Source organism: Bradyrhizobium sp. T-1, assembly GCF_053592855.1.
This window is the reverse complement of the sequence record NZ_CM132115.1, coordinates 4831794-4857250: the sequence shown is the minus strand read 5'-3', so window position 1 is coordinate 4857250 and position 25457 is coordinate 4831794. Positions and strand designations below refer to the sequence as shown.

Genomic DNA, 25457 nt, shown 5'->3' with positions numbered 1-25457 from the left:
CCGTTTGCGCTTGTAAATCGCCATGCTCCGCTGGAACGTAGCGAAACATGAAAGGTCGAGCGTGACGGAATTCATCCATTTGCCAGGCATCGGCAACTCCGGCGAAGCGCATTGGCAGAGCCGTTGGGAGCTGGCCGACCCTGCCATCCGCCGTTTTGGTCCGGCCAGCTGGGATCAACCCGATCTGGTCGATTGGATCGCAGCCCTGGACCGCGCCGTCGGCGCGACGAAGACGCCACCGGTGCTGGTGGCCCACAGCCTTGCCTGCCTGCTCGTCGCGCATTGGCAAAAACAAAACCACGCGCCGGTGAAGGGCGCGCTTCTGGTCGCCGTTCCCGATCCGCAATCCCCGGCGTTCCCGACCGAGGCCGCGGCGTTCGCGCCCGCGCCGGAGGAACGCTTCCGCTTTCCCTCGATGATCGTGGCCAGCACCAATGACCCCTACGCGTCTCTGTCTTACGTGCAGGCGAGAGCAGGGCAGTGGGGCAGCGACCTCGTCGACATCGGCGCGAAGGGCCACATCAATGGTGCGAGCAATCTCGGCGACTGGCCGGAGGGACGTCGGTTTCTCATGGAATTTCATGCGCGGCTCTAGTTGAAGGTGGTTTGCAGATGCTCCCGCGTGGCGCCCCGGATCTGTGGCGAACGTGCGACTACAATCCCCCGGTCGAGACGGCTATGCTACAACCCAGGCAATCTGGGTCGTGGAATCGCTGCAAGTGCTCTCGGACGTTCTCAAGCGCAAGGAAATCTACAGTTACTTCAGCCGCTCGGCGATGGAGAAGGCGCACGCCTATCAGGCGCAGGGCCGCGTCTCGGCGGTGAATGTCAGCGATGACCTGACCTACGTCAGCTCCCAGGTGCGAGGCAGCGAGTCCAGGAAATATCGCGTCGACATCCAGCTGGAGTTCGACCACGGCGGGCTCACCGACATTGACGGTGATTGCAGTTGTTCGATGGCCTTCAATTGCAAGCATGTCGCTGCGACCTTGCTCGAAGCACTGAGCGACAAGGAGCCGTCGGAGTTGGCCTCCGTGCCACCTCCGCAGGCAGCCAAGCCTGGGAAGGTGCAAGCGCCGTCGACGCCGCCGGTTCTGGGCTTTGAGGTCACCACCTGGATCGACACGGTCGGCCGTGCGGCGCGGAGCAGCGATTACGCTGCGGACGAGAGTCCGCGATTGCTGTATTGCCTGGACCCGTCGGACGACCCGATGCCCTATCTTGAGATTTCCCTACGATCGGTCCAGTTGCGCAAGGGTGGAGCGTATGCCGACAACTACAGTAGTCCCAGTCCTTACGACTTCAAGCCGGAACGGGCGCCAAAATATTTTCGGGACGTCGACGTCGACATTATGACGGAGATATCCGGCCGTTTGCGCAACTACCATACGCAGGGGCCGCATCCGGAAGAGCTATTGCGCCGGATTGTCGCGACGGGTCGCGCATTCTGGCTTGACCACAAGCGGGCGCCGCTGAGCTGGGGCGAAACGCGTGAAGGCCGGATCGAATGGCGCCCGGGGCACGGCAAGGGCGTTGCGCCACATCTCATCGTATCGGGGGCGATCGCGTTGAATGCCGAACCGCCGGTCTATGTCGACGAAGCCAGCGGTGTGATCGGGCCGGTGCAACTCGGCCTGCCGCCTCGGCTCGCCTGCCAGTTCCTGGCTGCACCATCCATTCCCCGCGCGCAGCTCGAAGAGGTGTCGCGCCGCCTGAGCCAGAGGCTGCCCGAGCTTCACCACGGCCTGCTGCCGGTGCCGCCGGTGGCTGCGGTGCCGATCGACGAGGATCCGCGTCCCGTGCTGCGGCTGAAGCTCGGACATGTCGGCGCAAGTTACTATTACTATCACAGCAGGCGTGAGCAGCCCGGCCCCACCGGTGTGGCCAGCCTCGGCTTCCGCTACGCCGGGTTCGAGATCGACACGACCCAGCGTGCGAGCCGGCTGGAACTGTTTCAAGGCGGGCAGGTCTATGCGATCACACGCCGCCAAGGGAAGGAAAGACAGGCGCGCAAGCGCCTCGCCGACGTCGGTCTCATCGATGCGAGGTCGGCGCTTCCGACGCTCGACTACCGCCATGCTGCGGATTTGACGCTGAGCGACCAGCGCGGCTGGTTCGATTTTCTCGCGTTGCACGCCGAGCAACTGCGATCGGATGGTTTCGAGATCCTGATTGACGACGATTTTCCGTTCCGGCTCGCGGAATCGTCGGGCGATTTCGACGCGGCCCTGGAGTCCAGCGGCATCGACTGGTTCGAACTGGCGCTCGGCATCGAGATCGACGGCGAGCGACGCGATCTCGCGCCGCTCCTGGCAGCACTGGTTTCGGCGCCTGGCTTCACTCCCGCGTTGCTGACTCAACTCGCGGACAAGGGCGATCGTTTCCTTCTGCCGCTCGCCGACGGCCGGCACGTCGCACTGGCTGCCGATCGCTTCCTGCCGCTCGTGCTGGCGCTGCATGGCCTGCACATGAGCGGCGCTTTCGCGGACGCCTCCGGAAAGATCAGACTGTCGCGCGCGGACGTCGTTCCGCTGCTCGGCGTCGAGAATGAGCGCTTCGCCTTTCAGGGGGCTGACAGTCTTCGCCGCCTCGCGGGCTTGCTTCAGGCGCGAGGGTTGACCGCGCCGGAATTGCCGCCGACCTTTCGCGCCACGCTCCGGCCCTATCAGGCGCAAGGCGTGGCATGGCTGGATCTGCTCCGAGAAAGCGGGTTGGGCGGGATTCTCGCCGACGACATGGGGCTGGGCAAGACCGTCCAGATCCTGGCCTTGATGGCGCTGGAGAAAGCGCGAGGTCACCTCGCCAATCCCGTGCTGGTCGTCGCGCCGACCAGCCTGATGACGAATTGGTTTGTCGAAGCGCAGAAGTTTGCGCCGGATCTGAAAGTCCTCGTGCTGCACGGCGCAGATCGCAAGCTCAAGTTTCCTGCCATCGCAGAGCACGATCTGGTCCTCACCACCTATCCCTTGATCGCGAGGGACCGCGAAGTCGTGCTGGCGCGCGAGTGGCATATGGCCGTGCTGGACGAGGCGCAGACGGTCAAGAATCCCGATGCCGCCACCACGCGATGGCTGCGCGAGACGAAGGCGCAGCATCGCTTCTGTCTCACGGGCACGCCGATGGAAAATCATCTCGGCGAACTCTGGTCGATCATGAGCTTCGTCAACCCCGGCTATCTCGGGGACAAGGCGGCATTTTCGCGTCAGTGGCGCACGCCGATCGAAAAGCGTGCCGACACGGTGCGGACCGCGGCGCTGGCACGGCGTGTCAAGCCCTTCTTGTTGCGGCGTACCAAGACGGAGGTGGCGACCGAGCTGCCTGCCAAAAGCGAAATGGTGGAGAGCATCGCGCTGGAAGGGCCGCAGCGCGATCTCTACGATTCGATACGGCTCGCGATGTCGCGGAAGGTTCGCGAGGCCATCGCAAAGCGCGGCCTTGCCAAGAGCCACATCGTGGTGCTCGAGGCTCTGCTCCGGATGCGCCAGGCCTGTTGCGATCCGGCGTTGCTGAAACTGGACGATGGGGTCGAGCGGCCGTCAGCCAAGCTCGATCGCCTGATCGACATGGTGGGCGAACTTCTGAGCGAAGGACGCAAGATCATCATCTTCTCGCAATTCACCTCGATGCTCGATCTGATCCGCAAGCGCTTCGACACGGGAGGCTTGCGCTATAGTGTGCTCACCGGTCAGACCAAGGATCGAAAGGCGGCGATTGAAGCCTTTCAGGGCGGCACGGCCGAGATCTTCCTGGTCAGCCTGAAGGCGGGCGGCGTCGGCCTCAACCTCACCGCCGCCGATACCGTCATCATTTTCGATCCCTGGTGGAACCCCGCTGTCGAGGAACAGGCGATCGACCGGGCCTATCGCATCGGGCAGGACAAGGCCGTCTTCGTTTACAGGCTGGTGGCCACCGGGACGATCGAGGAAAAGATGGACGAGCTCAAAGCCAGAAAGCGCGCGCTCGCCGATGGCCTGTTCGACCGCGACGGTGGGATCGCGTCGGCCTTCACGGAGAGCGATGTGAAGGCGCTATTCGACGCGTAGCCCGGCGCAGAGTGGCAGGCGCGCCGGTGCGTGCCGAAAAAATCGGGGCGCTGTCTGCTTTCGCCGTTCCCATTTGTCTTCCAGATGGCACGACTGGGAGATCGGCGAGGACTCCGGAGCAAAGCATGTCGCGTTCTATTGGCGAATGACCCTTCCGGCCCTGAAGCGGACCGTAGAGGAAGCGCGGGACCAGCCGTGAGCCGGAGGCCGCGATCCTGCGTGTCCAGACCCGGGAGATGAAGCCATCCTGCCGTGTCTTGCCGCGGTTGCTCAATGCTCATCCTCGGATAGCCGGGAAGCTCCGTCGCTGGTGTATCCACGCCAGAGCAACCAGGCGGCGACGCCGGACCAGGCTGCAAACAGTCGCTCGACGAAGTTCACGAAGGTCAGGTCGTTCGACGCTGCGCCGGCCGACGCGCCAAGCAAGGATTGCAGTCCGAACAGCGCGGCGACGCCGATCACAACGTGGCCGACCACCACGATCAATATCGTAGCCAGGCTGGCGCCGACGCCGATCGCCCCCAGCGTCTTTGGAATCGCGGGGCGATGCAGGAACGCGACCGACCAAAACAGCATCGAGGCCATGAGCAACGCCGAGTAGGCCAGGAGGTATCGACCATCCATCCCTGAAGCGACCCCGAGGATCGTGCCGAACTTGGAGCCAACCGAAAATGAGAAGCACACGAAGGCGGCCCGATTGAGTGGTTTGGATGCGCGACGTCAAGATGCTCCCGTTCGCGCGTGGCCTGATCGATCACATCCAGGAGCAGCGACGGCTGTTCCGCGCTATCGTCGGCCGACGGAGCGGCATCGTCGTGCAAGCGCGCTTCCGGATGATGGTTCATGAGCTCGTCGCGGAGGATCTGGCGCGGTTCCGTTACACCGATTGGCGAGGCGATGCAGCTAGCCACTATGTGACCGGGGCCCTGGTCCAGGTTCTCGCCTGGTGGGTCGATGCAAAATCGTCAGTTCCAGCGGACGTGATTGAAGCGTTCCTGATCGAGGCCACGATGAACGCCCTCTCAGGGACCGATGGGCGAAATCGCTTTGTTTCCTCAGCGGCGGACGGCGTACCCCAAATCCGATCCGGCGTGCGGCGTCGACGTCAAGGTGGCGATTGAGCTCACCGCGAGCGCTTGGTGAGGCGTCGTGGATCGGCTCCTTGCGCGACCGCTCCTGGCCTCCCGTCATCCACCTCGTAAGTCATTGATCCGGCTGCGCCCGGCTACTGTGCATGGGGTTGTTTTCCGACTTTCTTGTTGGCAGACGGAAAGCATGTGACAAAAATGACCGGACACTTGTCGGCCAGCCCTGTTCCCATTCGTCTTCCACTTGAGACAGACCTGACGGGAGACAAGGATGACTTCTTCCTCTTATCGCTGGGTGATCGTCGCCGCCGGCGGCTTGCTCGGCTGCGTTGCGATCGGCGGCATGTTTTCGCTGCCGGTGTTCCTGCAACCGATCGCCAAGGACACCGGCTGGTCGGTGACCGGGATCTCCAGCGCGATGACGATCGGCTTCCTGGCGATGGCCTTCACCAGCATGGCCTGGGGCACGCTGACGGATAAGTTCGGCCCGCTGCCGGTGGTGCTGACGGGATCGACCGTGCTGGCGCTCAGCCTGTTCGCGGCGAGCCACGCGACCTCGCTGATCGTGTTCCAGGTCGTGTTTGGCCTGCTGGTTGGCGCGTCCTGCGCCGCGATCTTCGCGCCGATGATGGCGACCGTCACCGGGTGGTTCGACACTCATCGGGGCCTCGCGGTGTCGCTGGTGTCGGCCGGCATGGGCGTGGCGCCGATGACGATGGCGCCGTTCGCGGCCTGGCTGGTTTCCAACCATGACTGGCGCACCGCGATGCAGATCGTGGCGCTGGTGGTCGCCGTCATCATGATCCCGGTCGCGCTCCTGGTCCGCCGCCCGCCGGCGCTGGCGCATTCGCCGGTCGCGGCCGCGGGTCCGAGCGGTCCGCAATCCGAGATGACGGTGGGCGAGGCATTGCGCTCACCGCAATTCCTGATCCTGCTCGCCACCAATTTCTTCTGCTGCGCCACCCATTCCGGCCCGATCATCCATACCGTCAGCTATGCCGTGAGCTGCGGCATCCCGCTGATCTCCGCAGTGACGATCTACAGCGTCGAGGGACTGGCCGGCCTCGGCGGCCGCATCGCCTTCGGCCTGATGGGCGATCGCCTGGGCGCCAAGCGCGTGCTGGTCTCGGGGCTGCTCGCGCAAGCCTTCGGTGCGCTCGCCTATGTCTTCGCCCATCAGCTCACGACCTTCTACATGGTCGCGACGGTGTTCGGCTTCATCTATGCCGGCACCATGCCGCTCTATGCCGTGATCATCCGCGAAAACTTTCCACTCAAGATGATGGGCACCGTGATCGGCGGCACGGCGATGGCCGGCAGCCTCGGCATGGCGACCGGTCCGCTCGCCGGCGGCCTGATCTACGACGCGTTCTCCAGCTACGCCTGGCTCTATATCGGCTCCTGGGCGATGGGTGTCGGTGCGTTCCTGATGGCGATGACGTTCCGCCCGTTCCCGAAGCCGCAAACCGAGCCTGCGCCGGCGCCGGTGGCGGCATGACGAGGTCTACGCCCGGATCTGCTTCTCGAAGAACAGATCCGGGTAGGGGTCGTCGTTGAAGCGGGGAATCTCGCGCCAGCCGGTGGTGCGATAGAGCCGGCCGGCCTCCGGCAGCGCGCTGTTGGTGTCGAGCCGCAAGAGCGCAATGCCGAGCATGCGCGCGGCATCCTCGGCGGCGTCCATCAGGCGCTTGCCGAGCCCCAATCCGCGGGCGGACGGCGCGACCCACAGCCGCTTGATCTCGGCATAGCCGTGGTCGGTTCCTTTCAACCCGACGCAGCCGATCGGCAGCGCGTCCGACATCGCCACGATGAAGCTGCCGCGCGGGCGGCGCATGTCCTTGGCGTCAGGGTCGCGTGACAGCGAGACGTCAAAACCCTGTTTGAAGCGGCGGCCGAGCTCGGCGTAATATTCACCGAGGCAATAGCGCGCCTCGTCGCTGCGCGGATCCATGTCGCCGAGCGCGATCCGCTCGCGCGTCAGCGCGGAGGCGATCAGGTCCATCGCCGCGAGCAGCGCCTCGGCTTGCGAGTTGCGGGCGAGGAAGCTTTCGGCTTGCGTGTTCGATAGCGCTTCATAGGCGGCGAATTCGCGCTTGCCCGTGCGTGTCAGGCTCGCAACGCGGCGCCGCGCATCATCTTCATGAGCTTGCGTCTCGATCAGGCCTTCGTCCTCCAGGCTGCGCAACAGCCGGCTCATCAGACCGGAATCGAGGCCGAGATAGTCGCGGATCTCGCCTACGTCGGAGCGTCCGTGTCCGATTGCATTGAGCACGCGCGCCGCCCCAAGCGGCCGGCCGCGCCCGAGGAAGGAGGTATCGAGTGCGCCGACGGCGGAGGTCACGGCACGGTTGAAACGGCGGACGCGGGAGACCGGATCGAGCATTGTCTGACTCTAGTCAGATATAAGGTCGTCGTCAATCGCCTCCAAAACCGCCAGCTGACGTGTCTTCCTCGACTGGATCGGCCGTATCTTCGGCGAGGCGAAGCTCTCGTCGGATTCAAGGCATTCAGGCTTCGGGCCGGATCAGCTTGATATCCTGGTCGGCGGCCCAATCGGCGACGTCCTCGCGCTTCAGCGCGGTTGCCATCAGATCGGGAAACTGGTCCGGGGTGCAGGCAAAGACGGGGATGCCGAGGCTCGCAACCCTTGCCGATAGCTCGGTGTCGTAGGAGGGGCGGCCGGTGTCGGTCAGGGCCAGAAGCACGATCACATTGATCCCGCGCGTTACCAGTCGGGCCAGCCGGTCGACCAGCGCATCCGCATTGCCGCCTTCATAGAGATCGGTGATCAGGATCAGATGCGCCTTTGAGGGCCGCTCGATGCGGTCCTCGCAATAGGCGACGGCGCTGTTGATGTCGGTGCCACCGCCGAGCTGGACGCCGAACAGCACCTCGACGGGATCGGCGAGCTCCTCGGTCAGGTCCACGATCGCGGTGTCGAAACAGACGAGCTTGGTCGCGACAACAGGAAGCGAGGCCATCACCGCCGCAAAGATCGAGGCGTAGACGACGGACGTCGCCATCGATCCAGACTGGTCGACGCACAGAATGACTTCCTCGAGATCGACGATGCGACGCTGCTGGCGCAGGAAGCCGATCAACCGTTCCGGCACCACGGTGCGATGCTCCGGCTGATAGTGGCGCAGATTGGCCTTGATGGTGCGCGGCCAGTCGATGTCGGCAAAGCGCGGGCGGTTGGTCCGCAGCGAGCGGTTCAGCGCGCCGCGGACTGCGTCCGTTGTGCGCCGCTCGAGCCGCTCCATCAGCTCGGCCACCACCTTGGCGATCACGATCCGCGCGGTATCCTTGGTCTTCTCCGGCATCACGCCGCGCAGTGCGACCAGATCGGCGATCAGGTTTACGTCGGCTTCGACGGTTGCGAGGAATTCGGGCTCGAGCAGCATCTGGCGCAACCCCTTGCGCTCGAAGGCGTCTTTCTGGATCACCTGAACCACGGGGGCAGGGAAGAACTCCCTGATGTCGCCAAGCCACTTCGCGACACGCGGTGCCGAGCCGCCGAGACCGCCGCGCCCCTTCTTCGGCGCGTCGTCGCCATTGCCGTATAGTGCCGTCAAGGCCGCGGACATGCGGCGGTCGCTGTCGGACAGTGCGGTGGCGCCTTCCTCATCCTCTGCGTCAACGCCGAGGGCCAGCGTCCAGCGGCGATTGCGCTCGTCGGTCTCGCTCATCGGGGGACTCCGGCATTGAGCAGCGCGATCACGCGCGCCTCGTGCTGCGGCCAGATGGCGGCGGCATCCGGGATGAGCCGATATCCCTTCGCGCCACCGGCGTTCCGCGCAAACAACGCGTCCATCAGCCGCCTGCGCTCGTTCCGGTCCAAGGCCGAGAAGACACGGCGGAACAGCGGCAGGCTGGCGGTAAAGGCCTCATCGTCGAGTGACAGTAGCCAGCCATCCACGGCGCCGCGCAATGCCGCATCGTGAATCAGGCGCTGGCCCGCACCCTCAAAGAAGCCCTCGAAGAAACCCGCTGCCGCGGCAACCGGCGTGCCCGGCGACAGCATCCGCGCCAACAGGTTGGACGTCTGATCGACGGCCAACAACTCGGCCTCGTAGAGCAGCCGCGCTGCGGTGCCGGCGATCAGCATTGTGGTCTGATCGTCGTGCAGCAGGGCCGTCAGCGCCTCGCGCCATTTGGCGACGATTTCGGTTTCGAGCTGGGCAAGCTGGATCGCGGAATCACCGGCGAGGATCGCACCGCGCAGCTTGGCGGCCGCCGGCACATCCAGATTGCGCGCGGCGTAGGGCAAAGCGAGTGCGGCCTGCACGACGATCCGGGGCATCAAGGCCGCCAGATGCTCAACGGTGCCGGCGCGCGCCTCGCCATAGCGCAGGATGTCGGCCATCGGCGGTATCGCGTCGAGCAGAGCTTGACCGTCGCTGGTGAGAGCCGCCTTGGTCTCGAGCGCAGCGATGCCGGATTCGGTGGCGCGCGGCAGATCGGCGATCATGGCGTCGCGCACGAGGCCCGCCAGCGCGCCGAGCTCGGTCTCCTTGCCCATTGCCTCGATCAGGCGGCTGGCGGCAGCTTCCATGATGGTCGAGCCATAGAGCAGGTTCTCGACCAGCCGCACCGCGAATTCCGGCTCCCAGCGCAATTGCCAGTTCTCGCGGAACGTTCCACGGCTGCGGCCCGCATCCGTCAGGCGTCCCCAGGGCACGTCGAGCGCGTTGAGCCGGTGCAGCAGCGTCGAACGCATCAACCCGCTCTCGCTGCGCAAATCGAGCGTCAGCGGCCGTTCGAGCGCTTCCGGCTTCAGCCGCGTCGCCTTCTGCTGGCGCTGAAGGTCTTCCAGCAGCGGCGCCAGCGGCGTCGCCGACGGAATCGATCCGACGCCCGCACCGACCAGCAACTCGGCGGCGACATCGTTCCACATCGCGCGCTCGCCGTTGCAGAGGCAGGCGATCGCCGCTTCGCGCAACTCCTCGAAGCCGGGCGAGGGCCGCTCGCGCAGTGCCGCGAGCGCCACGCCGAGACGTTGCGCCTCGATTACCGAGGCGGTCGAGACGAAATGACCGCGCTCGCGCAGCACACGCGTCACCTTGGCGAGCCAAAGCGCGGCGCGATCGCCCTCGCGCGTCTCCCAGAGATGCGCGCACCAGCCGGGCGCGACGACGCCTGCGCCATAGCCGCTCGCGCGTGCCAGGCGCGGGGCAGTCCACGGCGCCCATGTGGCCTTGATCTTTGCCTTCGGCCGGCCCTTGAGCAATTCGCGGTCGGCCGCAAGGCTGCGACGCTCCGCGAGCGCCGGCACATGCCAGGCGCCGCAGACCACGGCGATCGCACCATCGCACTCCTTCGCTGCCTTGGCGATCTCGATCCGCATATGGGCTTCGCGCGCAGCCTCGCGGGCGGTGAGCAGCTTTGCCTCGGCGCGCAGTGCCGTCATCGCATCGGCAACGGCAGTGAAAACCGGCCCCGATGCGGGATTTTCCTCGATGACGTCGGACCACCAGGATTCGCCGTCGTCATAACCGGCGGCGGTCGCGAGCGCCCCGATCGGATCATAGCTGATGGGATCGTCGTCGGCCTTCGTCGCGATCTCTTCCGCGATCTCGCTCGCAGCGACGCCGAGCCGGTCGGATGCCGGCAAGTCGATGAATCGCGATGCTGCGCCGTGGCGCACCGCCCAGCGTGTGGCCTGATATTCCGGCGAATACTCGGCAAAGGGAAAGAAGCTCGCATTGGCCGGATTGTCTTCGGCATAGGTGAGCAGCGCCACCGGCGTCACCATCTCGGGGTCGGCGAGCATGGGCAGCAGCTCGGATGCATCCGACGGCCCTTCGATCAACACCATGATCGGCATCAGCGCATCGAGCGCTTCCACCAGCCGCCGCGCCGATCCCGGCCCATGATGCCGGATACCGAACAGATGGATGTCGCCGGCCATGATGTCAAATCAGATCGGTCAGCGAAGCATAGTAGCCTTCGAAGCCGCGCTTCTTCTTCAGCACGGTCTCGAGATATTCGCCGAGCACGGCCGTGTCCTGCACGGGGTCCTTCACCACTGCGCCGATCATGTTGCTGGCGAGCGTTTCCGGGGTCAGCTTGCCTTCGTTGAAGAAGGTCGCCTGGCTGATGCCGCCGACCATCACTGCGATCGCCTCGGCGGTCGAGAGACCGCCGGAGGGAGATTTTAGCGCGACCTTGCCGTCCTCGGTCGAGCCCGAGCGGAGCTCGCGGAAGATCGCGACCACCCGCGCCACTTCGTCGGCCACGTTCTTTGGTGCTGGAAGATCGAGGTTCTGCGCCATTTCGCTGACACGCTTGACGACGATCGACACTTCCTCCTCGGCGCTGTCGGGCAGTGGCAGGACGACGACGTTGAAGCGGCGCTTGAGCGCGGAGGATAGTTCGTTGACACCTTTGTCGCGATTGTTGGCGGTCGCGATGATGTTGAAGCCGCGCTGCGCATAGACCGCGGTGTTGAGCTCCGGGATCGGCATCATCTTCTCGGACAGCACGGTGATCAGGGTATCCTGCACGTCGCTGCCCATGCGCGTCAGCTCCTCGAAGCGGCAGAGCTTGCCGCCCTCCATCGCGCGCATCAGCGGTGTTGCGACCAGCGCGTCACGGCTCGGTCCGTGGGCGAGCAGCTGGGCATAGTTCCAGCCGTAGCGGATCTGGTTCTCGTCGGTCCCGGCCGTGCACTGGATCACGAGCGTGGAGTCGCCGGTGATGCCGGCGGCAAGATGCTCGGAGACCCACGATTTCGCCGTGCCGGGCACGCCGAGCAGCAGCAGCGCGCGATCGGTCGCAAGCGTCGCGACCGCTGTCTCGATCAGTCGTTTGTCGCCGACATATTTCGGCGTGACCACCGTGCCATCGACTGCCTTGCCGCCCATCAGATAGGTCACGACCTGACGCGGCGAGAGGGCCCAGCCGGGCGGGCGATGGCCGTCGCCTGCCGCGAGTGCCTTCAGCTCGGCCGCAAAGCTGTCCTCGGCGGGCAACCGCAGTTTCTCGCTCATGGTTTCTCTCCATTATCGTCCAACGCGGCGTTGAGCCGCAGCATGTCGAGGCGCGGGTCGCCTTGCAGCAGGCCCGCAGCCGTCAGGCGCTGCAAGGTCTGCTGCGCCGCCGTGCGCGAGGCGAGCAGGCCCAGAGCCTGAAATTCTGCAACATGGTCCGACGGCTTCGCGTCGTCGCGCCGAAGCTCGGCCAGTAGCTTGGCGCCGGCGGGCGCCGACAGCAGATCGTCCAGGCGCGCGGCCGCGCCGGCGATCACCTGTGCCATGTCGAAGCCGATGCCGTGCGCGCGCAGGCCAGCCGACGCAAACCTGGCTCGGTCGGCGGGTGTAAGGCGCGGTGCGAGCGCCACGATGAGACCGGTCGCGTCGTGCTCGCTGACGATCCCGGCTGCCTGCGCAAGCTGGGCGTCGGTGCCGGTCTCCAAAATCAATTTGATCAGCCCGGTGTCGGCCGCGGGGTCCACGTTCCAGTCCCAGGCATCGATCAAATCCTGCGGGCCAAAGCCGAGCGCGCCCGAGAACGACATCAGATCGGTGCCGTCGAGCAGGGCTTTTCGGCGCTGCCACTGCGCCGGTGTCTTCGGAGTCTCGATCTGGACCACGCGGGAGCGACGCAGCAGCCCCTTCGTCTTGACCGAGAAGTAGCCGGCGAGCTCCGCGATATCTTCTCCTGCGGCGGGACCATGGCCGAGGCGCGCCAGCATGGATGTTGCGAGCGCTTTCACCTTCGGTGCGCGATCGTTCGCCGCCAGACCTTCGAGAAAGGCAACGTCATCACCGGACAACCGCTCCGACAGCAGGGACAACAGGCGCAACCGCGCATCGGCGCTCTCGCTGCCGAGCCTTGCTTCGAGCAGCGCGCGCGCCGCCGACGGATCGCGCCGCCTCAGTGCGATCAACGCGGCCTTGCGTGCGGCCGGCCAAAAGTCCTCCCAGTTTTCTGCTGTGAGCTGGTCGCCGGCCTGTCGCCGGGTCGTCTCGCCGGATGCGGTGGATGCGCTCCAGTCGCGCCACGCGGCATAGATATCGGGCGCGTCCTCGTCGCTTGCGTCCGGTATCCAGTCGGCGGGATGTGTCGTCCAGCCGCGCGCGGCGAGGAAGTGGATGAATTCGGTTCTGGAAGCTCCGTCCTTGCTCGTCGCAAGGATCCGCCGCACCAACGGTCGCAATGCCTCGTGCACGGTCGGCAGTCCGAGCGTTGGAATGTCGGGTAGCACGCGCAGCACAGGCGGCGGTTCGGCCGTCACGATCGCGCCGAGGAACTGGCCCGACAGCGCGAGTAGTCGCAACTCGGCCTCGACGGGATCGTCGCCGAGCTCGGTGCGCCAGAAGGACGCGACAGGGGCGGCGGTCGAGCCCATGGTCCAGCGCGTCACGACTGCGCCCATCGCCTCGAAGATCGTTTCGGCACCGGCGGTTTCAGTCATGGCCGCCGATCCGTCCCCAAGGGGACTGTGCGGCAAGGATCGCGAGCCTGTTGCCCGACCAGATCGCGGCGGTGCGCATCAGCTCCGTGCCGGCCAGCAAGCCCTCCGCGTTGCCTGTGACCGGCAGCGTGGCCGTGCCGTCGGCTGCTCGCCACCATGTGCCCCCTGAATCGTCTCGTGCGATCCGCCCCCGAGGCAGCAGCAGGGGAATCTCGACGATCCAGGGTTCTGCGAGCAGAGGGCGTGTCAACGCTTCGCCCAGCGCCATATCAGGCGCGGGCCATTCGGAGTTAAGCATCGCCTCGGCGGCGTCACGCCGGACGAGCAGGGCGCGGAGTGGCTGTTGCGACGGATAAAAGACGAGCTCGCCCTGAAAGCGCTCGCCGGGCGCAAACACCGAACCGCGCCGTCCGGCGCTTGCGGGAAAAAAGTCGAGCAGCATCGCGAAGCGCGGACCGCTTGCAGCGAGATTGAGCAGCCACGTGGTTTGCGATACCAGGCCGTCGCGCCGCGTCTGCACCTGCTCGGCGAGCACCTCCCATTGCGCGTTCACGCGCAACGCCTGCGGATCGGCCAGCACTGTCTCGCGTGTCTCGGTCGTCGCGACGACGCGGCGGATCTCGGCATCGCGCGGCGTGGCGCGGAAGGCGCGCGCAAGCAGCACCAGCTTGCCGAGTTCGACGACCGCGCCGCTAGGCCGATCGCCCGCGGCCAGCGCGAGCAGACGGGACGGCAGTTCGTCGATCCGTCCGGCCAGCACCGCGGCCTTGCCGTCGACCAGACGTGCCGCGATGCGCCGGCATCGCGCTGTGGCATCGTCGATGAAGCCCGATAATCCCATGCGGAGCTGATCGCCAATCCATTGCTCCAGCGCATCCAGCGCATCGAGGATGGCGCGCTCGGTCTCTTCGTTTCGTTTAGCCGACTGCGCCTCGCGTCGCGCTGCATCCTTCGGATCCTCGACGACCTCGGGCTCGACGGCCCGTGCGGCGCGCACATCCTTCTCACCGGCCGGAGCGGCGGTGCTTGCCGGCTTCGCGGCGGACGTGCCGCGCCGGCGCCCCAGCCAGTCGCTGACCCAGGCTGGCGTGTCGGCGGGCGCGAACGGCACGATGGCTTCTGCATTGAGCCACAACAGGCCGAGCACGTGCTTGCAGGGGAATTTGCGCGACGGACAGGTGCACTTGTTGCCGAGGTTGCGGAGGTCGGCCATCACGCGATAGGGATTGGCGCCGGAGCCCGCGCATTCGCCCCAGATCAGTGCGCCGTCCGGGCTGCTGCCGACGCTCGACCATTTGGCCGGCTTGGCAAGGCCGGCAGCCGCCTTGAGAGAGGATTGATCGGTAGCGAGTTGCTCGACCGCCTTCAGATCAATCGCCACGCCGGCTTCCCAATTCGAATCCAGGATGGTCAGTATATCGGGGCAGGATGAAAGCTCAATGTCGCCGCGCGCCGCCGACCGGCTGCACGCGGAGATCGTCATTCGAGCCCGGTTTCCGGCGACGCAAGCCCAAGCTGCTTGCGAGCCTTGCGCGTGAGTTTTGCCACGATCAACGCATGCCCCTGGGCGAGATAGGCCGTCAGCTCCGCGTCCGGCAACGCGTTGTTGCTGACGAGCTGCACCCATTTGGCCCGCGCAAGATAAGGCGCGGGCCGCGCCAGCCCGTGTTCGATCAGCATGGAATAGGCCAGGTTCGAGACCTTGAACATGTAGCCGCCGGTATCAGCCGTATAACCGCCGCTCAGCGCGAACATCTTGCCGCCGACCTTGAACACAGAGGTGCCTTCCCATTGCACCACCTTGGTGGCGGCGGGCAGGCGCAAGCAGCGTGTTTCGAACGTTCTAGGTGTCATGCGTTTGCGATCGCAAGGTAGCGGACGGGCCGGCCCCTATGGCAGCATGCGTCGTCCAACAAGGGATGACATGCCATGTCGCGCGTTTCGATCAAGACCAGGGGCGATCTGCCGGAAGCACTGCGACCTCTGTGGGACAAGATGACGACCTATGGTGCGTTCGAGAACCAGGCCGGTGTGATGGCGCATCGCGCGCCGATCTTCAAGCACATGTGGTCTTTGCTGGTCGATCTCGCCAGCGAAGGCATGATCTCGAAGCGGCATCTCGAGCTGGCGCTGGTCACGGTGTCCTTGCTCAACAAATGCGACTATTGCGTTTCCCACCACGCGCCAAAGCTTGCGGTGCAGGGCGTGTCGGAGGAGGGCACTGCGCGCCTTGTCGACTTCAAGGATCATCCGGAGCTCGATGAGCTCGACAAGCTCGTCGTCGAATATGCGATCGCCGTCACCAACAACTGGAACAGGACGCGGGACGAGAACTTTGCCCGTCTGCGCGTCCATTTCTCGGAAGCACAGATCGTCGAGCTGACTTGGCGCATCGCGCTGTGCGGTGCGTTCAACCGCTTCAACGACATCCTTCAGCTCGAGGTCGAGCGGGGCGTGCCCACAAGCGAAGCCGCCGAGTAGCACGGCGGCGCGGTAGTGAGTCCCGGCCGGCAAGCGATCACGGATCCATGATTTGAATCCTTATTATCGCAAATTATATCGTAAGATAGGTTTTAAGAAGGAGACGTAAGATATGTTTAGCAAGCACCGAGAGCACAGAGACTTCCATTTTGGCCACTTCGCCCATTTTGGCATGGGCCGGCACGGCGGGCGGCATCGCTTCGGCCGGGGCGGGCATGGCTTTTTCGGGCGCGGCGGCGACGACTTTCCGGGCGCCCGGCGCCTCGCCTCGCAGGACCTCCAGCTCGTGATCCTGGCTCTGCTCGCCGAGAAGCCGGCGCATGGCTACGAGCTGATCAAGATCATCGAGGAGCGTTCGGAGGGATTTTATACGCCGAGCCCCGGAGTGATCTATCCGGCGCTGACCTATCTCGAAGAGGTCGGCCACACGAACGTCGCGCAGGACGGCGGCCGCAAGCTCTATAGCATCACGCCGCAGGGCGAGGCACATCTCGCCGAGCAGCGCGGGACGGCCGATGCGATCCTGCAGGCGCTGTCTCGGATCGGACGCCGCATGGACGAGGTGCGCGAGGCCTTTGCCGGCGTCAGCGATCTCGATGCCGATGCTTCCGACGAGCTGCACCGCGCCCGCCACAATCTCAAGCGCGCGCTGCGCAGCAAGCACGGCAGCGACTCCGCCGAGGCGCGTCGCATCGCCGGGATCCTGGAGCGCGCGGCTGCGGAAATCCTCGGGAAGTGAAGGGGGCCGCATGTCCGATCGGCCGCACAGTCCGATTCAAGATCCGCGCGTCAACGCCGTGATCGCGCGCCTGCAGGGCGCGCGGTCGCGGCCGTCCGGCGGCGGTCCGCGCAGCTCGTTCAACAGCCGCGATCCTCACACCTATGCCGAACAGGGCTTTTCGATCCATCCCGAGCAGGGTGAGTTGATCTACCTGCTGTGCCGCGGCTTGCGCGCCACCCGCGTCGCGGAGTTCGCGACCTCGGTCGGCATGTCGACGCTCTATTTCGCGGCTGCCGTCCGCGATAATGGCGGTGGCACCGTGATCGGCTCGGAGATCGTGCCCGCCAAGGTCGAAGCCGCCAGGCGCAATCTCGCTGTTGCCGGCCTGGCCGACTATGCCGAGATCCGCGAAGGCGACGCACGCAAGACGCTGCGCGACCTCGGTGGCCCCGTCGACTTCGTGCTGATCGACGGCTGGCCGGGGGAGGGCCGTCCCTCGCTGGCGCGCGAGGTGATCGAGATCGTCGCGCCGCAACTGCTCGTCGGCGGCTACGTCATGAACGACAATGCCGAGCCCGACTATCTCGCTTTCATCCGCGATCCCAACAACGGCTTCGTCTCGATGACGCTGCCGCTCAAGGGCGGCACGGAGCTGTCGTTGAAGGTGAGGTGAGGTCCTCCGCCCACAACGCCTTGCGTCGGCGTGCCATCGTTGAACGATGGATACGAAGAATAGTCGTGCACCCTCGCAAGCCGCCTGCATTGTGAGTTGTGCCTGAACGCCACGCGGTTACGATGCGCGCCGAGTTCCTGCTGTGTGCGGGAGCGGACATCGTCACTGGAGAGGCGACATGAGCGAGCAGGAACGCAAAGTCAAAGGATCGGACCTGTTCGTTGCGGCGCTGGAGAACGAAGGCGTCGACCGCATCTTCGGCGTGCCCGGCGAGGAAAACCTCGATCTTGTCGAATCGCTGCGCACCTCCAAGATCGAGCTGGTTCTGACCCGCCACGAGCAGGCCGCCGCCTTCATGGCGGCGACCCATGGCCGGCTCACCGGCAAGCCGGGCATCTGTCTCTCCACGCTCGGTCCGGGCGCACTCAATCTGTCGACCGGCGCGGCGTACGCCCATCTCGGCGCGATGCCGATGATCCTCATCACCGGCCAGAAGCCGATCATGAGCAGCCGGCAGGCCCGCTTCCAGATCGTGGACGTGGTCGCGACCATGAAGCCGCTGACGAAACTGTCGCGGCAGATCGTCAGCGCCTCCTCGATTCCGACCGTGGTGCGCGACGCCTTCCGCGTGGCGATGGAGGAGCGGCCTGGTCCGGTGCATCTCGAATTGCCCGAAGACATCGCGGGCGACGAGGTGGTCGCCGTTCCCGTGATCCCGATCCATCCGATCGAGATTCCCGTCGCACATCGCGCCGCGCTCGATCGCGCCGCCGAGATGATCCTGGCCGCAAAGCGTCCGCTGGTGATGATGGGGGCCGCGACCAGCCGCCCGCGCTCGACCCACGGCATCGCAAGTTTCGTGCGGCGGACCGGCATTCCGTTCTTCACCACGCAGATGGGCAAGGGCACCGTGCCGGGCGGCACCAATCTCTACATGGGCACCGCGGCGCTATCCGAGCGCGACTATGTACACGATGCCATCGACGCCGCCGATCTGATCGTGGCGATCGGCCATGATCCGATCGAGAAGCCGCCCTTCATCATGGGCCCGTCGGGGCCGAAGGTCATTCACGTCAGCTACACCTCGGCGAGTGTCGAACTAGTGTATTTCCCCGACGCCGAGGTGATCGGCGACGTCGGCCCGAGCCTCGAGCTTCTGGCCGACCGGCTCGAAGGCAAGCTGCCGCAGGCCGCGACGTTGTTGCCGCTGCGCGAAGAAATCCTCAACCACATCGCCGACCGCGCCACCGAGACACGCTGGCCGCCGACGCCGCAGCGCATCGTGCACGACATCCGTCAGGTCATTCCGGAGAACGGCATCGTCGCGCTCGACAACGGCATGTACAAGATCTGGTTCGCTCGCAATTACCGCACCCGCGTCGCCAACACGCTGCTGCTCGACAATGCGCTGGCGACGATGGGTGCCGGCTTGCCGTCGGCGATGATGGCCGCGATGCTCTATTCCGATCGCCGTGTGCTCGCGGTCGCCGGCGACGGCGGCTTCATGATGAACAGCCAGGAGCTGGAGACTGCCGTTCGCCTCAAGCTCAATCTCGTCGTGCTGGTGCTGGAGGACAACGCTTACGGCATGATCCGCTGGAAGCAGGCCGTCGATTACTTTGCCGATTATGGCATGACCTTCGGCAATCCCGACTTTGCACTCTATGCCAAAGCCTATGGCGCCAAGGGTCACCGTATCGATAACATCGACAGCTTTGGCCCGACGCTCGATGCCGCTTTCAAGGAGGGCGGCGTGCACCTGGTCTCGATCCCGATCGACTATTCCGAGAACGTGCGGGTGCTGGTCGACGAGCTGCGCGCGCGGCAGAAATAGGAGAAAATTCTCGAAAATTGCCGGGAGGGTCATACCTGCCATTCCTTGATATATATCGTTCTACGATATATTGCAGGCGCGAAGAATCCTCCCGACCAGAGATATCCATGCGCCAGCCCCCCGACATGACCGGCGGCCTCCCGCGTCCTCGCGGCAAGCCCGGAGATTTTACCGCCGATCGCCGCGTGTTGGTCCTGATCGGCATGGCGCTGCTGGTCGGCAGCCTCGGCGCCGGGGCCGCCTGGGTGCTGTTGAAGCTGATCGCGCTGGTGACCAATCTGGTCTGGTTCGGTCATGTCAGCACTGAGAACGTCTCGCTGGCGAATGCCCATCGGGGGATCTGGATGGTGCTGGCGCCGGCGCTTGGCGGTCTCGTGATCGGTCTGATGGCGCGGTTCGGGTCGGAGAAGATCCGGGGCCACGGCATCCCCGAGGCGATCGAGGCGATCCTGATCGGCGGCAGCCGGATGCAGCCGAAGGTCGCGATCCTGAAGCCGCTGTCCTCGGCGGTGTCGATCGGCAGCGGAGGTCCGTTCGGCGCCGAGGGGCCAATCATCATGACGGGCGGCGCGATCGGATCGATCTTCGCCCAGTGCTTCCATCTCACCGCGGCCGAACGCAAGACGCTGCTGGTCGCGGGCGCTGCCGCCGGCATGACGGCGATCTTCGGCACGCCGATTGCGGCGGTGCTGCTCGCGGTCGAGCTGCTGCTGTTCGAATGGAAGCCGCGCAGCTTCCTCCCCGTCGTGACGGGAGCGGTGATTTCGGCGGCGTGGCGGCCACTGCTGTTCGGGACCGGTCCGCTGTTTCCATTCGCGGACCGGCCGGATTTGCCCTGGTGGGGCCTCGCGGCGGCGATCGGCGTCGGCATCGTCGCCGGCCTGCAATCCGGATTGATGACGCGGCTGCTCTACGCCATCGAAGACCTGTTCGATCATCTGCCGATGCATTGGATGTGGTGGCCGATGCTGGGCGGCCTCGTCGTCGGCCTCGGCGGGCTGATCGATCCCAGCGCGCTCGGCGTCGGCTATGACGTCATTGCGGATCTCCTCTCCGGCCACATGGTGCGCGACGAGGCGATCCGGCTCTTGCTGGTGAAGTCCGTGATCTGGGTGGTCGCGCTGAGCTCGGGCACGTCGGGCGGCGTGCTGGCGCCGCTGCTCATCCTCGGCGGCACCGCCGGCTGGATGGAGGGGCTGGTGCTGCCCGGTGGCGCATCGTTCTGGGCGCTGGTCGGCATGGCCGCCATGATGGGCGGCACGATGCGCTCACCGCTGACCGGCGTGATGTTCGCGATCGAGCTCACCGGCAATATCGACATGCTTCTGCCGTTGCTGGCGGCGACTGGCGCGGCGCATGCCGTCACCGTGCTGTTGCTCAAGCGCTCGATCCTGACCGAAAAGATCGCGCGCCGCGGCCAGCACATCACCCGTGAATATGCGATCGACCCGTTCGAACTGATGCGTACGGCTGATGTCATGGTCACGGATGTCGACACGCTGCCGGCCGACATGTCCATCGACGCGGCGGTGACTTTCTTCACCTCGGACCAGCGTCGTCATAAATCCTATCCGGTCGTCGCGGCCGATGGACGTCTGACCGGCATGGTGACGCGCGCCGACGTGCTGCGCTGGCGCACCGAGGGCGATCATCAGGCCGCAACGCTCGATGACGTCGTGTCGGACAGCTCCAGCGTGGTGGCGCATCCCGACGACGTTCTGGGGCGGGTTGCGGACCTCATGGTTGCCTCCGATCTCGGCCGGCTGCCGGTGGTCGATCGCGCCAGCCATCGCGTGGTCGGCCTGGTCGCTCGCAAGGATTTGCTGCGAATTCGCGCGGTCGTGAACGCGCAGGAGGAGGACCGCAACGCATATTTCCTGCGCGAAAAGGCGCTTGTGCCGGAGGCACGGATCGCGGAAGGTCAGTCCCTCTGAACTCCAGCAGCGACAGGAATGAGCATGACTCGCGTTCGTTGTGTTACCGAGATGGGGATGGGCGTCGACGTCCACGGCAGGGATGCCACCAAGGCGGCGAAGCGCGCGGTGTCGGATGCCATCCGCCATTCGAGCCTCGGTTTCTTCCGGATGATCAACAAGACCGCGAATGACATGTTCGTCGATGTCACGATTGGCGTGCCCTATCCCGAGGCGGTGGACAAGGAGGCGGTCGCCAAGGAGCTTCCTTACGGCACCGTGACCGTCACCGCGGTCAAGGGCGGGCTGGAGATTCCCTCGGCCACGGAAGTGGCCAATGACCCCATCCTCATCGCCAATGCCGCTGTCATCGTCAGCTTCGACAAGGAATGAGTCGATGTCCGACGATGAGGCTCTGCTGGATCGTCCGATCTGGAGCGCGCTGACGACGAGCCATAAGCATCTGGCGGAAGGCGGCCCGCGCGCGCTGCGCTATCCCGTGGACATGACGCCGTTCGCGGACATGATCGACATGTCGGCGGCAAGCTTTGCCGCGCTCGGCGATCTCGTGTCGCCCTCGCAGGTTGTCGCGCTGTTCACGCCGGACCCGGTTGATGTCCCGGCCGGATTCAAGGTTGTGCTCGCCGAGAGCGGCGATCAGATGATCGGCTCGCCCGCCGACAGCCCATTGCGCGATGCCGAGATCGTCACGCTCGGTCCGGCCGACGTTCCCGCGATGATGGCGCTCACGGCGCTGACCAAGCCCGGGCCGTTCGCTGCGCGGACGCACGAGCTCGGCACGTTCCTCGGCATCCGCGCCGGCGGCGAATTGGTCGCGATGACCGGCGAGCGCATGAAGCCGGGCAAGTTCGTCGAGATGACGGCCGTCTGCGTCCATCCCGACTATCGCGGGCGCGGCTACGCGCAGGCGTTGCTCGCAGCCGTCGCGCGCCGGATCGAGGCGCGCGGTGAAATTCCGTTCCTGCATGTGTTTTCGAACAACACCTCTGCCATCGCTCTCTACGAGCGCCAGGGCATGCGCCTCCGCCGCCGCCTTCACGTGACGGCGTTCATGAAACAGGAATGACGGCCCGGCGGTGCGCGCCGGGCCGCTGGGCTCAAGTCGTGTAATCGACCAGCAGCGCGCTCGACGCGTTGGAGGCCGCCGAGTTGCCGCTGGAGCCATAGGAGGTCGACTGGCTGGTCGCGTTCTGGAGCAGCGCGATCAGCTCCTTCATCAGCTCTGCGGTGGTGGCCGAAGACGAGCTGGAGGAGGAATCCGACGAAGAGGTCGAGTCCGTGCTGCTCGTGCTGGAGCTGTCACTGCCATCGGGCGGGGGCGGCGGTCCGCCGGCGCTGCCGGAGAAGGTGTTGGCGAACACATTCTTCAGCTCGCTTGCCTGGTCGCTGGTCAGCTTGCCGCTCGACACCTCGTTCTGGATGAGGTCGTCGACCTTGGATTGCATCTCGTCGGCCGAGGGCGGCGACGAGGAGGTCGCGCTCGATGCGCCGCTCTTGAGTGAGGAATCGATGTCGTCGAGCGCCGACGAGAGCGCGGATTCGTCACTCGAAGAGATGGTGCCCGCCGAGACTTCCTTGGTGAGCTCGCTCTTGAGGCGGTCGAGCGGGGAGTAGGAATTGGTGGTCGTTGCAGAGATCGAGGTCATTGCCGGTCACTCCTGGTGAGGGTGAAGATACGCTGAACATGGCTGTGAGGCTAAAGGTCGCGCGCTTAACGAGGTCTTGCCGCGGGGATTGCTGGCGTTTTCGTTGTGTTGCTCGCACGGGTGCGAACATGCAGCGAAACAAAAAAGCGGCAGGTGCCTGTGCGGATCGAGGCTCGCACGAACGGGCTTTCACGCCGCCGATTCGTTGCTATATCCGTGGCAACCAATTGGGAGAGGGGCCTGTTTATGGACGTCAGAACGCCAGATTTTTCCGCCGTGCGGACAGCGATGCAACGCTACGTCGATCAGGAGATCATTCCTGGCGTGTCCTGGGCCGTGCTGCGGGGGCGCGAGGTGGTCGATCAGCAATGCGTCGGCTTCGCCGACCGCGAGGCCAAGACGGCGCTCCGGCCGGACCATATCTTTCGTGCCTTCTCCAACACCAAGATATTCGTCACGTCTGCGATCATGCTGCTGGTCGAGGAAGGCCTTATCGGGCTCGATGACCCCATCGAGAAATTCCTGCCGCAACTCGGCAATCGCCAGGTGCTGAAGCAGGGCGCTTCGAGCCTTGCTGATGTCGAGCCGGCGAAAAGCCCGATCACAATCCGGCAGCTTCTGACCCATACATCGGGCCTCAGCTACGGCATCTTCGATCCCGGCACGGTGCTGTTCAAAGGCTACAACGACGCGCGCGTGCTCAATCCGTTGACGCCGCTGACCGACATGATCGACAAGCTCGCCGATCTGCCGCTGTCATATCATCCCGGCACGTCCTGGGAATATTCGGTGGCGACCGATGTGCTCGGCCGCGTGGTGGAGGTCGTCTCGGGCAAGCCGCTCGACGCCTTCTTCAAGGTGCGGATCTTCGATCCGCTCGGCATGACCGATACCGGCTTCTCCGTGCCTGAAGCGCAGCAGGGCAGGCTGGTCGCGCATTACACCGGCGCCGACGTGCTCGATCCGATGAAGCCTGGCCTCACCCGCGCGGACAATCTGCCTTTTCCGCAGGCCTATCGGCGGCCGTTCCCGCGACTGTCGGGCGGCGGTGGGCTGGTGTCGACCTTGCCGGACATGCTTGCTCTGGTGCGTGCGCTGCTGCCTGGCCCGGACGCGCTGCTGAAGCCGGAGACGCTGCGGCAGATGATGACGAACCAATTGCCGGCGGGCCAGACCATCCGCTTCGCCAATCTCGGCCCGATGCCGGGCAAGGGCTTTGGCCTAGGCGGCGCCGTCACCTTCGCGCCGACGCAGTTCGATCCCCCGAATTCCACCGGCGAATTCCAGTGGGGCGGCCTGGCCGGCACCCATTGGTGGATCTGCCCCGAGGCCAATACGGCGGGCGTCCTGATGGCCCAGCGCCATCTGGGCTTCTGGAATCCGTTCTTCTTCGAGTTCAAGCGCCTGGCCTACCAGGCGGTCGGAAGCTGAGCGCGAAGAAATTGCGCGTCCTGGCGAATCCTTTTGCGCCGTCGCGCCCTCTTGGTGGTCGAGGCATTCCGCCTCGGCCCATCTCGGAGGATGCGATGGCATTTTACAGGAAGAATATCGGCGGCTGGCACCAGGCGGTGCGGGTTGCGTCAGGGATCGCCGTGGCGATTGCGGCGTTCGTCTATCTGACCGGTGCGCCGGCATGGCTGGTCGCGTTCGGCGGTGCAGGTTTCGCGCTGACCGGCCTCGTCGGCTATTGTCCGATGTGCGCGATGGCCGGCATTGGCAGGGGAGATGTGTCGTGAGCGCGGCCGCAATCTCCCCAAACCTGTTTGAGGCTGCGCGGCTCGGCGATCCCCAGGCCATAGCCCGCCTGCTCGAGACGGCGCAGCCCGATATCCGCCGCTACGCTCGCGCGACGTGCCGCAGTTCGGCGGATGCCGAGGATGCGGCGCAAGAGGCGCTGTGGATCCTGTTCCGGCATGTCGGCACGATCCGCTCGCTATTGGCATTTTCGTCCTGGCTGTTCAGCGTGGTCCGTCGTGAATGCCTGCGGCTCGCGCGCAAGGCGGGCCTCGCCCCGTCGGTCGATGAGAGCGAGGCGGAGGCCGTGCTGCTGTTGCGGCCAGAGGCCGATCTGCGGCTCGACGTCGCCGCAGCCTTCGAAGCGCTGCCGGCGCATTACCGCGATGTCGCGCTGATGCGCGACGTCAAGGAGATGACCATCGACGAAATCGCCGACGCGATCGGCGCGACGCGACAGACCGTGAAAGCGCGTCTGCATCGCGCCCGCGCCCTGATGCGCGAATATCTGACGAGGTGAGTCATGGCCGATTACCAAAACCCGGACGATCTGAAATCGGTCCCGGCCTTCGTCGCGCTCGCGCCGGTCGAAGCCAACGCATTCCTGGCGTTCAACCGCGCGGTCGAGCGCAAGGACGGGCTGATCCCAGCAAAATATCGCGAGCTGATCTCGCTCGCGGTCGCGCTCACCACGCAATGTGCCTATTGCCTCGACGTGCATACGGCGCAGGCGGCGAAAGCCGGCGCGACGCGCGAGGAGGTGGCAGAAGCCGCACTGATTGCAGCGGCGGTGCGCGCCGGCGGCACGCTCGGCCATGCGCTGCTGGCGCAGCGGCTGTTTGATCGACATCGGGGTGAGGGTGCAGGGTGAACAAGCGCTGGCA

Annotated in this window: 24 protein-coding genes; 15 read left to right on the top strand and 9 right to left on the bottom strand. The window is 65.4% G+C overall.

Features of this window, described 5'->3' with window-relative positions:
- Positions 1-61 precede the first annotated feature (61 nt).
- Together ACWAT4_RS23605 and ACWAT4_RS23600 are read left to right on the top strand one after the other, a co-directional pair.
- Positions 62-595 carry an RBBP9/YdeN family alpha/beta hydrolase gene (locus ACWAT4_RS23605; protein ID WP_449728181.1) on the top strand — a complete coding sequence of 178 codons (534 nt, stop codon included), beginning with the start codon at positions 62-64 and terminating at the stop codon, positions 593-595.
- A gap of 109 nt (positions 596-704) precedes the next feature.
- A complete protein-coding gene (locus tag ACWAT4_RS23600) occupies positions 705-4043 on the top strand; it encodes a DEAD/DEAH box helicase (RefSeq protein ID WP_449728180.1) in 3339 nt (1112 codons plus the stop codon).
- Between the two features lie 270 nt (positions 4044-4313).
- Here ACWAT4_RS23600 and ACWAT4_RS23595 read toward each other — a convergent pair whose 3' ends face one another.
- A complete protein-coding gene (locus ACWAT4_RS23595) occupies positions 4314-4628 on the bottom strand; it encodes a hypothetical protein (protein ID WP_212427950.1) in 315 nt (104 codons plus the stop codon).
- 125 nt (positions 4629-4753) lie between these two features.
- Between ACWAT4_RS23595 and ACWAT4_RS23590 the strand changes: the two genes are divergently transcribed.
- Positions 4754-5164: a hypothetical protein gene (locus ACWAT4_RS23590; protein WP_449728179.1), complete on the top strand. Its 411-nt coding sequence runs from the start codon at positions 4754-4756 to the stop codon at positions 5162-5164.
- Between the two features lie 238 nt (positions 5165-5402).
- Positions 5403-6629: an MFS transporter gene (locus ACWAT4_RS23585; RefSeq protein WP_449728178.1), complete on the top strand. Its 1227-nt coding sequence runs from the start codon at positions 5403-5405 to the stop codon at positions 6627-6629.
- Between the two features lie 6 nt (positions 6630-6635).
- Here the strand turns inward: ACWAT4_RS23585 and ACWAT4_RS23580 are convergent, their stop codons facing one another.
- The 7 genes from ACWAT4_RS23580 to ACWAT4_RS23550 form a co-directional block, all read right to left on the bottom strand.
- On the bottom strand, positions 6636-7514 hold the full coding sequence (locus tag ACWAT4_RS23580) for a bifunctional helix-turn-helix transcriptional regulator/GNAT family N-acetyltransferase (RefSeq protein ID WP_212299309.1): 879 nt from the start codon (positions 7512-7514) through the stop codon (positions 6636-6638).
- Between the two features lie 124 nt (positions 7515-7638).
- On the bottom strand, positions 7639-8820 hold the full coding sequence (locus tag ACWAT4_RS23575) for a VWA domain-containing protein (protein WP_449728177.1): 1182 nt from the start codon (positions 8818-8820) through the stop codon (positions 7639-7641).
- Positions 8817-11042 carry a DUF5682 family protein gene (locus ACWAT4_RS23570; protein WP_449728176.1) on the bottom strand — a complete coding sequence of 742 codons (2226 nt, stop codon included), beginning with the start codon at positions 11040-11042 and terminating at the stop codon, positions 8817-8819. Before ACWAT4_RS23570 ends, ACWAT4_RS23575 begins: the two co-directional genes overlap by 4 nt.
- Positions 11043-11046: 4 nt before the next feature.
- Positions 11047-12123, bottom strand: a complete 1077-nt coding sequence (locus tag ACWAT4_RS23565; RefSeq protein ID WP_449728175.1) for an ATP-binding protein — start codon at positions 12121-12123, stop codon at positions 11047-11049.
- Complete coding sequence (locus ACWAT4_RS23560; protein ID WP_449728174.1) at positions 12120-13550, bottom strand: DUF5691 domain-containing protein; 1431 nt, start codon at positions 13548-13550, stop codon at positions 12120-12122. The genes ACWAT4_RS23565 and ACWAT4_RS23560 overlap by 4 nt, the downstream gene beginning before the upstream one ends.
- Complete coding sequence (locus ACWAT4_RS23555; RefSeq protein ID WP_449728173.1) at positions 13543-14931, bottom strand: SWIM zinc finger family protein; 1389 nt, start codon at positions 14929-14931, stop codon at positions 13543-13545. The genes ACWAT4_RS23560 and ACWAT4_RS23555 overlap by 8 nt, the downstream gene beginning before the upstream one ends.
- A gap of 98 nt (positions 14932-15029) precedes the next feature.
- Positions 15030-15404 (bottom strand): MmcQ/YjbR family DNA-binding protein, encoded by a 375-nt coding sequence (locus ACWAT4_RS23550; RefSeq protein WP_449728172.1) that lies wholly within the window; start codon positions 15402-15404, stop codon positions 15030-15032.
- 75 nt (positions 15405-15479) lie between these two features.
- Between ACWAT4_RS23550 and ACWAT4_RS23545 the strand changes: the two genes are divergently transcribed.
- The 7 genes from ACWAT4_RS23545 (at position 15480) to ACWAT4_RS23515 (ending at position 22259) form a co-directional block, all read left to right on the top strand.
- The gene (locus ACWAT4_RS23545; protein ID WP_449728171.1) at positions 15480-16031 is read left to right on the top strand and encodes a carboxymuconolactone decarboxylase family protein; all 552 of its coding nucleotides are present in this window, start codon (positions 15480-15482) and stop codon (positions 16029-16031) included.
- A gap of 112 nt (positions 16032-16143) precedes the next feature.
- Positions 16144-16770 (top strand): PadR family transcriptional regulator, encoded by a 627-nt coding sequence (locus ACWAT4_RS23540; RefSeq protein ID WP_449728170.1) that lies wholly within the window; start codon positions 16144-16146, stop codon positions 16768-16770.
- A 10-nt stretch (positions 16771-16780) separates the two neighbouring features.
- On the top strand, positions 16781-17425 hold the full coding sequence (locus ACWAT4_RS23535) for an O-methyltransferase (protein ID WP_449728169.1): 645 nt from the start codon (positions 16781-16783) through the stop codon (positions 17423-17425).
- Between the two features lie 178 nt (positions 17426-17603).
- Positions 17604-19259, top strand: coding sequence for an acetolactate synthase large subunit (locus ACWAT4_RS23530; protein ID WP_212299319.1), 1656 nt, complete (start codon positions 17604-17606; stop codon positions 19257-19259).
- A 107-nt stretch (positions 19260-19366) separates the two neighbouring features.
- On the top strand, positions 19367-21193 hold the full coding sequence (locus ACWAT4_RS23525) for a chloride channel protein (protein ID WP_449728168.1): 1827 nt from the start codon (positions 19367-19369) through the stop codon (positions 21191-21193).
- Positions 21194-21217: 24 nt separating this feature from the next.
- Positions 21218-21565 (top strand): Lin0512 family protein, encoded by a 348-nt coding sequence (locus ACWAT4_RS23520; RefSeq protein ID WP_212427962.1) that lies wholly within the window; start codon positions 21218-21220, stop codon positions 21563-21565.
- Between the two features lie 4 nt (positions 21566-21569).
- The gene (locus tag ACWAT4_RS23515; RefSeq protein ID WP_449728167.1) at positions 21570-22259 is read left to right on the top strand and encodes a GNAT family N-acetyltransferase; all 690 of its coding nucleotides are present in this window, start codon (positions 21570-21572) and stop codon (positions 22257-22259) included.
- A 31-nt stretch (positions 22260-22290) separates the two neighbouring features.
- On the opposite strand, the gene ACWAT4_RS23510 is transcribed toward ACWAT4_RS23515, so the two are convergent.
- Positions 22291-22839 carry a hypothetical protein gene (locus tag ACWAT4_RS23510; protein ID WP_212299323.1) on the bottom strand — a complete coding sequence of 183 codons (549 nt, stop codon included), beginning with the start codon at positions 22837-22839 and terminating at the stop codon, positions 22291-22293.
- Between the two features lie 246 nt (positions 22840-23085).
- On the opposite strand from ACWAT4_RS23510, the gene ACWAT4_RS23505 reads away from it, so the two are divergent.
- The 4 genes from ACWAT4_RS23505 to ACWAT4_RS23490 all read left to right on the top strand — a co-directional run bounded on the left by ACWAT4_RS23505 (position 23086) and on the right by ACWAT4_RS23490 (position 25444).
- Entirely contained in the window at positions 23086-24270 is a 1185-nt protein-coding gene (locus ACWAT4_RS23505) for a serine hydrolase domain-containing protein (protein WP_449728166.1), read from the top strand.
- Between the two features lie 95 nt (positions 24271-24365).
- On the top strand, positions 24366-24575 hold the full coding sequence (locus ACWAT4_RS23500) for a YgaP family membrane protein (protein ID WP_212299325.1): 210 nt from the start codon (positions 24366-24368) through the stop codon (positions 24573-24575).
- On the top strand, positions 24572-25093 hold the full coding sequence (locus ACWAT4_RS23495; protein WP_449728165.1) for an RNA polymerase sigma factor: 522 nt from the start codon (positions 24572-24574) through the stop codon (positions 25091-25093). The genes ACWAT4_RS23500 and ACWAT4_RS23495 overlap by 4 nt, the downstream gene beginning before the upstream one ends.
- A gap of 3 nt (positions 25094-25096) precedes the next feature.
- Positions 25097-25444, top strand: a complete 348-nt coding sequence (locus tag ACWAT4_RS23490; protein ID WP_212427967.1) for a carboxymuconolactone decarboxylase family protein — start codon at positions 25097-25099, stop codon at positions 25442-25444.
- Positions 25445-25457: the final 13 nt, after the last annotated feature.

What these genes read in the sequence shown, in the direction of transcription:
- ACWAT4_RS23595 (WP_212427950.1), bottom strand. Translation starts at nt 4,628, where the DNA reads ATGGCCTCGATGCTGTTTTGGTCGGTCGCGTTCCTGCATCGCCCCGCG.
- ACWAT4_RS23590 (WP_449728179.1), top strand. Translation starts at nt 4,754, where the DNA reads ATGCGCGACGTCAAGATGCTCCCGTTCGCGCGTGGCCTGATCGATCAC.
- ACWAT4_RS23585 (WP_449728178.1), top strand. Translation starts at nt 5,403, where the DNA reads ATGACTTCTTCCTCTTATCGCTGGGTGATCGTCGCCGCCGGCGGCTTG.
- ACWAT4_RS23580 (WP_212299309.1), bottom strand. Translation starts at nt 7,514, where the DNA reads ATGCTCGATCCGGTCTCCCGCGTCCGCCGTTTCAACCGTGCCGTGACC.
- ACWAT4_RS23575 (WP_449728177.1), bottom strand. Translation starts at nt 8,820, where the DNA reads ATGAGCGAGACCGACGAGCGCAATCGCCGCTGGACGCTGGCCCTCGGC.
- ACWAT4_RS23570 (WP_449728176.1), bottom strand. Translation starts at nt 11,042, where the DNA reads ATGGCCGGCGACATCCATCTGTTCGGTATCCGGCATCATGGGCCGGGA.
- ACWAT4_RS23565 (WP_449728175.1), bottom strand. Translation starts at nt 12,123, where the DNA reads ATGAGCGAGAAACTGCGGTTGCCCGCCGAGGACAGCTTTGCGGCCGAG.
- ACWAT4_RS23560 (WP_449728174.1), bottom strand. Translation starts at nt 13,550, where the DNA reads ATGACTGAAACCGCCGGTGCCGAAACGATCTTCGAGGCGATGGGCGCA.
- ACWAT4_RS23550 (WP_449728172.1), bottom strand. Translation starts at nt 15,404, where the DNA reads ATGACACCTAGAACGTTCGAAACACGCTGCTTGCGCCTGCCCGCCGCC.
- ACWAT4_RS23545 (WP_449728171.1), top strand. Translation starts at nt 15,480, where the DNA reads ATGTCGCGCGTTTCGATCAAGACCAGGGGCGATCTGCCGGAAGCACTG.
- ACWAT4_RS23540 (WP_449728170.1), top strand. Translation starts at nt 16,144, where the DNA reads ATGTTTAGCAAGCACCGAGAGCACAGAGACTTCCATTTTGGCCACTTC.
- ACWAT4_RS23535 (WP_449728169.1), top strand. Translation starts at nt 16,781, where the DNA reads ATGTCCGATCGGCCGCACAGTCCGATTCAAGATCCGCGCGTCAACGCC.
- ACWAT4_RS23530 (WP_212299319.1), top strand. Translation starts at nt 17,604, where the DNA reads ATGAGCGAGCAGGAACGCAAAGTCAAAGGATCGGACCTGTTCGTTGCG.
- ACWAT4_RS23525 (WP_449728168.1), top strand. Translation starts at nt 19,367, where the DNA reads ATGCGCCAGCCCCCCGACATGACCGGCGGCCTCCCGCGTCCTCGCGGC.
- ACWAT4_RS23520 (WP_212427962.1), top strand. Translation starts at nt 21,218, where the DNA reads ATGACTCGCGTTCGTTGTGTTACCGAGATGGGGATGGGCGTCGACGTC.
- ACWAT4_RS23515 (WP_449728167.1), top strand. Translation starts at nt 21,570, where the DNA reads ATGTCCGACGATGAGGCTCTGCTGGATCGTCCGATCTGGAGCGCGCTG.
- ACWAT4_RS23510 (WP_212299323.1), bottom strand. Translation starts at nt 22,839, where the DNA reads ATGACCTCGATCTCTGCAACGACCACCAATTCCTACTCCCCGCTCGAC.
- ACWAT4_RS23505 (WP_449728166.1), top strand. Translation starts at nt 23,086, where the DNA reads ATGGACGTCAGAACGCCAGATTTTTCCGCCGTGCGGACAGCGATGCAA.
- ACWAT4_RS23500 (WP_212299325.1), top strand. Translation starts at nt 24,366, where the DNA reads ATGGCATTTTACAGGAAGAATATCGGCGGCTGGCACCAGGCGGTGCGG.
- ACWAT4_RS23490 (WP_212427967.1), top strand. Translation starts at nt 25,097, where the DNA reads ATGGCCGATTACCAAAACCCGGACGATCTGAAATCGGTCCCGGCCTTC.